The sequence below is a fragment of the Brevundimonas sp. CURTG3B2_SDJG genome (genome assembly GCF_057364705.1).
Genome location: NZ_JBNFOJ010000602.1, coordinates 1 through 519, shown reverse-complemented (window position 1 = coordinate 519; position 519 = coordinate 1). Strand labels below are relative to the sequence as shown.

1 protein-coding gene is annotated in these 519 nt (G+C 74.4%); it reads left to right on the top strand.

Annotated features, from left to right (window positions below):
* Positions 1-181: 181 nt before the first annotated feature.
* Positions 182-519, top strand: a 338-nt coding sequence (locus tag AC2W7C_RS18895) for a hypothetical protein (protein WP_486002710.1), incomplete at its 3' end; no start/stop codon positions are given.

The following is a 519-nucleotide window of genomic DNA, read 5'->3' as shown; positions in this document are numbered from 1 at the left end:
TGGACCGCGAGCGGCTGCGGCTGGCGCGGCCGGTGACGCCGACCATCGACCCTGTTTTGACCGCCGCTGCGCCTTCGCGTTCACGCCCGACCGGCGCGGAGACTTCCGGGTCGGGGCCAGGCGCTATCGGGTCCGGGCGGCGACGCACGACGGGCGGATCCGGCTACCGGACGGGAACACCGTGCAAGCCGGGCGGCTGGCGTTCGCCTCGCCGATGTCGAACGGCGGCATGTTCTTCATCATGGCCCTGCCGGAGCTGTGGCGCGCCGACCGGTCGGAGCCGCGCGACCCGCGGCTGCTGTCGATGGTCGTGTTCATGCACGAGTTCGCCCACACCCAGCAGGCCGAAGGATTGGGCGAGCGGATCGACGGGCTGCTGGCGCGGGGGCTGCCCACGGACGCCGACGACGACGTGGTCCAGGACCGGTTCGGGGGGCGGCCCGGCTATGCGGCGGCCTATGCGGCCGAGCGGGACCTGTTCCATCAGGCGGCCGAGGCGCGGGACCCGGCGGCGGCGCG